A 4,907-nucleotide genomic window follows, 5' to 3' on the forward strand; every position below is an offset into this window, starting at 1 on the left:
GGATAAAGCCATCCCCCTACCGGAAGCCATTTCATTTGAAGAAGCTTCTTCCGTCTTGTTGCAAGGGTTGACAGCCCATTATTTAACGCAAGACAGTTATGCAGTGAAAAAGAATGATGTAGTACTTGTACACGCGGCTGCTGGCGGTGTGGGGCAGCTTCTAATTCAGATTGCCAAGTTGCTTGGTGGAAAAGTGATTGGTTTGACATCTTCAGAGGAAAAAGCAGAAGCAGCGAAAGTAGCCGGCGCGGATGTTGTGTTTCTTTACAAGGATGACTGGAAATCGGCAGTTCTTCATGAAACGAATGGCAAAGGTGTAGATGTCGTGTATGAGTCCGTGGGTTCTACATTGATGGACAGTTTTGCGGCAACTCGAGTCGGTGGTACGGTTGTCTTCTATGGAATGGCTGGTGGTGACCCGGTTTCGATTGACCCACGCATGTTGATGGATACATCTAAAACGCTGACAGGCGGAGACTTATGGAATGTCTTGACCTCTAGAGAAGAACGAGTGGCTCGTTCAGGTGAGTTGTTCCGCTGGATGGAAGAAGGAAAAGTGAAATTAGCGAAGCCGACCACGTTTGCTTTGCATGAGGGACAGGAAGCTCATCGCTACTTGGAAAGCCGTAAAAGCACAGGGAAAATTTTATTGATTCCTTCGAATGGAGTATCAGAATGATTACTTTTCAAAAAGCCGGTTTGACGGTTTTTCAGAGCGCGCTATGGAAAACGACAAGCTCAGTAGTTGAGACGGATGACTTGATCTTGGTTGTCGATCCCACCTGGCTCCCCCTTGAAATTCAGGAGATACAGGAATTTGTGGCAAGCATACGCAACGGCAAAGACTTATATCTGTTATTCACACATGGTGATTTTGATCACATTATCGGATATCACGCATTCCCGGATGCCAAAGTAATCGGTAGTATGGGCATGCAGGAACATCCGAGAAAACAATACAAGCTCCATTTAATCCAGCATTTTGATAATGAATATTATGTTGAGAGAACTTATCCTATAGAGTTCCCAACAATTGATTTGGTCATTGAAAAGGATGGACAACAACTCGTCCTAGGGGATACAACGATGACCTTTTATTTATCCCCCGGACACACGCATGATGGATTATTTACTGTCATCGAGCCCCTGGGCATCTGGATAACTGGAGACTATCTTTCCGATTTTGAACTTCCCTATTTATTCGATAGTGCAAATGCATACCTGGAAACACTTCATAAAGCGCAGGCAATTTTGAATTCTCATAAAATTAAAGTACTAGTTCCAGGGCATGGACAAGCTACTGAAAATGAAAATGAGATAAAACGAAGAATTGAGCTGGCACATGATTATCTTGAGAGATTGATTGATGCCGTGAAAAGCGAGGATGCAGCAGCCATACTGGCATTGGAAAAAGAGATGCCTTTCCCATCGAATTTCACGAAAGAATGCCATCAGAAAAACGTAGAAATTATCCGTGAAGAAAATACTTAATCCCATTAGAAAACCGCTTGGATTCATTACACCCCAAGCGGTTTCTTTATTTCGATTATGCAACAGTTCGTCTACATTACTTTAATTTGTTAGCGTCTTGTTGTTTCATGGATTGAATCGTTCCTAATACAATTCCCATTACCTGTCCTTTAAGAGCATCCGGAACAGATTCATTGGTAGGATTGCGATAGATAAAGTGATTCAGTTCTCCGTTATATGAAAATCCGAGCTGTGTTAGGTCGTTCTTCAAAGAATCTGGTATTTGATTCGAACCTGTAGATTCTTCAAAAAACTCTGTTGGAGCTACATATAGCTCTACATCATCGAGACTGGAAGAGACGATAAGCAGGTTTGTGTCACCAGATAGAACCCATTTCCCTTTAGATCGAATGGAAATTCCCGCATGTTCCAACCCAGAGATTCCATCCAGATTCACACCAAAAATCTGATTGATCAATACTCTTATCTCTGCTCCAGTAATAGATTTATCCTGAACTTCAATGTACCGATCCATGACTTCATTTTTAGGCATGTCCATAATTTCAGCATCCAGTTCCGTTGAGACTGCAGTTACATTTAAGGACCTGCGAAGACTTTCCATGACAGAAATGTTGTACATGGACACTTTATTGCCGTAGTTTTTTTCTGAAATGTAATTCAAATCTATTCCGAAAACGCCCTCTACCACTTCACGTACTTCTGTCCCGTTCACTTCAGTACCAAATGATTTTAAGTAAAGATCCATGACTTCCGTTTTTGGTATTTCATTAATATTTTCCACTGAATTTCCGATTGCTTTCATTACCGCTGATGTATATTTGTTTTCCATAACATATCCACCTTCTCATCTTATTTCTCTAAACCTCATGTTATTAAAAATGCGATTCCAATTCTCTTAAGCTTTGCTACTTTCCTTGAAAATAGTGAATATGGTACAAAGAATATGTATCCATTAACTTATATATAATAGAATGTTAATTGTCAAACGTTCAAAAACTAAAAGTATGAACAAAGGAGAAAAACGATGCTTAAAAAACCTCTACGTGATGAATACCCGGCTTATTACGAAAACTATATCGGGCTTGTGCCTGAGGGGGGACTTACGGATTTGCTCAATTCACAGATACAGGACTTAATTGCACTACTTTCCGATATTGATGTATCTATGGCGAATTATCGCTATGCCGAGAACAAATGGACATTGAAAGAAGTCATTGGTCATATCGCGGACACTGAACGGATTATGAGTTACCGACTACTACGAATAGCTAGAGGCGATCAAACGCCATTGTCTGGTTACGATGACGAACAATATGTCCGAGAAGCTTCTTTTCATTCCCGCTCCCTATCAGATTTGCTTGAAGAATTGGTGGCAGTCCGATATTCAACTGTCAGTTTAATCAAAGGATTGAATGAAAACACGTGGCCGAGAAAAGGTATCGCAAACAACGGTGAAATAACTGTCCGAGCACTGGCCTATATCATTGCAGGTCATGAACTTCACCATGTGAAGATTATCAAGGAAAAATATTTGAAGCGTTGAACTCATAAAAAAACGCTTGGATCTCATTGATTCAAGCGTTTTGAATTTGTTTATAGTGGAAGATCTTTTTCTTGTGGTTCTTCTACATCCTTTTCTTTCGCCAGGAACCAGCCTGCCGCTGCAATTCCAATCAACACAGTGTAGAAAATCAGCTTCCACTCTGTGGAATGGGCAAATTCATATGAAATAACGCCAACGTCTGGATGTCCCAACGTCAAGACGGCAAGTTTCACACCTACCCAGCCCACAATCGCAAACGCTGCGATTTCTAGACCCGGTTTTGAATGAAGCAACTTGACGAAGAAGTTGGCTGCAAAACGCATGATGATTAAGCCTATGAGACCACCGGCGAAAATGACAAGGAACTTACCGCCGTCCATACCGCCGATTGGAGGAAGATTGGTGTTTGGAAGTGTCATAGCTAAAGCTACTGCCGCCAAAATTGAATCTACCGCAAATGCAATATCCGCTAATTCCACTTTGAATACCGTACCCCAGAAACCTGCTTTTTTCTTTTCCTTTGCTTCCTTTTGTACGCCATTGTTATTAAAGTAAAGTTTTCGTGCGATATGGTTAATGGCGATGAATAACAGGTACAGTGCTCCGATTGCCTGCACTTGCCATACGTCCACTAGGAACGAAATGATGAATAATGAACCGAAGCGGAAAACGAACGCTCCAACGAGTCCGTAAAACAAAGCCTTTCTTCTCTCGGCTTCCGGCAAATGTTTGACCATGATTGCTAGAACTAGCGCGTTATCTGCAGCAAGCAATCCTTCGAGTCCAATCAGTAGTAACAATACCCATCCATATTCCATCAAGATTGAAATATCCATTACTGATTCCTCCTTTAGAATTCAATTAAATTATCTTTGCAAAATGCGAAGGTTATACAGAGTCATTTACTGCAATTACTTGTATGACATCGTGGTCTAGGCTTTCCACTCCCTGTTTGAAAGCGAGTCGGGACTGGAATCGATAAGATGCACTGACAGCTGGCTGCATGGTTTTTGGGAGCCTAAATGTGAAAGGAACCTGATTAGTGGCATCTGATTCAATCAGCTTTGAGGTAAAAATGGTTACGGAATCGATTATTTCTTCTTCGGTTTTGTCCCCTTCACAGGTCTTCACCAAATCACAATCGATTCGTTTCAATTGTTGTTCAATCGTACCTCCTTTTACCAAGAAATTTCCCTTAACTAGCTCACCCGGCCTGTAAATATCTTTCTCAAGAATCAAATCAATTTTTGCCGACCCTATTCCAACTAACGCCATGTATTTCCTCAGTATCATATAAAATCCTCCTGTAATTTGTATTTAGTTGAGAGGCTCCATTTCGATTGGTCCGTTTCCAAAAATGAAAATAAAAAAACCTTTACCGGAAACGGCAAAGGTTTTTGAAAAAATAAAAGACCTTTACCAATGTTGGTAAAGGTCTTGCTAACAACGAAGTCGTTGCCAACAAAGCCGGGAGATTTTGGCCTCCGAAATGACGACTTTGCTGTAAAAGCTACTCCCCTTTAGGAGTTACGATTCAACTAATTACTATTAATATATTCTATTTAAGGGTAAATTGTCAAATACTTTAATTTTTCCATAGACAATTCGCCACTTAAAGACTTGTCCATTAACGAAAATCAAATAAACAGGTATCAACTATTTAACCAGAATAAAAAAATGAGTGAATATAACTGTAATTGAAAAAGAGCCTATGCAAGAAAATGTTGATTTTCATTGCGGCGGACGCGTTTCGCGGGCACGGCTTCAGTCTCCTCGTCACTACGTTCCTGCGGGGTCTTCAGCTCGTGCTGTTCCCGCTGAAAAGATTGGGACCAAAGGCAATTTGGTCCTAATCTTTGCGACGAGTAAGCGC

6 protein-coding genes are annotated in these 4,907 nt (G+C 41.0%); 3 read left to right on the forward strand and 3 right to left on the reverse strand.

Features of this window, described 5'->3' with window-relative positions; all coding sequences use genetic code 11:
• Together AC1DSB_RS14395 and AC1DSB_RS14400 are read left to right on the forward strand one after the other, a co-directional pair.
• Positions 1-679 (forward strand): zinc-binding dehydrogenase (locus AC1DSB_RS14395; protein WP_477586956.1); only part of this gene is annotated, 679 nt, incomplete at its 5' end.
• Positions 676-1,491, forward strand: a complete 816-nt coding sequence (locus AC1DSB_RS14400) for an MBL fold metallo-hydrolase (protein WP_477531594.1) — start codon at positions 676-678, stop codon at positions 1,489-1,491. The genes AC1DSB_RS14395 and AC1DSB_RS14400, both read left to right, overlap by 4 nt.
• Positions 1,492-1,567: 76 nt before the next feature.
• Here the strand turns inward: AC1DSB_RS14400 and AC1DSB_RS14405 are convergent, their stop codons facing one another.
• A complete protein-coding gene (locus AC1DSB_RS14405) occupies positions 1,568-2,320 on the reverse strand; it encodes a hypothetical protein (RefSeq protein ID WP_477531595.1) in 753 nt (250 codons plus the stop codon).
• Between the two features lie 195 nt (positions 2,321-2,515).
• Between AC1DSB_RS14405 and AC1DSB_RS14410 the strand changes: the two genes are divergently transcribed.
• The gene (locus AC1DSB_RS14410) at positions 2,516-3,034 is read left to right on the forward strand and encodes a DinB family protein (protein ID WP_477531596.1); all 519 of its coding nucleotides are present in this window, start codon (positions 2,516-2,518) and stop codon (positions 3,032-3,034) included.
• Positions 3,035-3,084: 50 nt separating this feature from the next.
• Here AC1DSB_RS14410 and AC1DSB_RS14415 read toward each other — a convergent pair whose 3' ends face one another.
• Both AC1DSB_RS14415 and AC1DSB_RS14420 read right to left on the reverse strand, forming a co-directional pair.
• On the reverse strand, positions 3,085-3,870 hold the full coding sequence (locus AC1DSB_RS14415) for a TerC family protein (protein WP_477586957.1): 786 nt from the start codon (positions 3,868-3,870) through the stop codon (positions 3,085-3,087).
• Between the two features lie 52 nt (positions 3,871-3,922).
• Positions 3,923-4,327 (reverse strand): sporulation protein, encoded by a 405-nt coding sequence (locus tag AC1DSB_RS14420; protein ID WP_477531598.1) that lies wholly within the window; start codon positions 4,325-4,327, stop codon positions 3,923-3,925.
• Positions 4,328-4,907 lie beyond the last annotated feature (580 nt).

Source organism: Paenisporosarcina sp. P4_E4_2 (assembly GCF_056401595.1).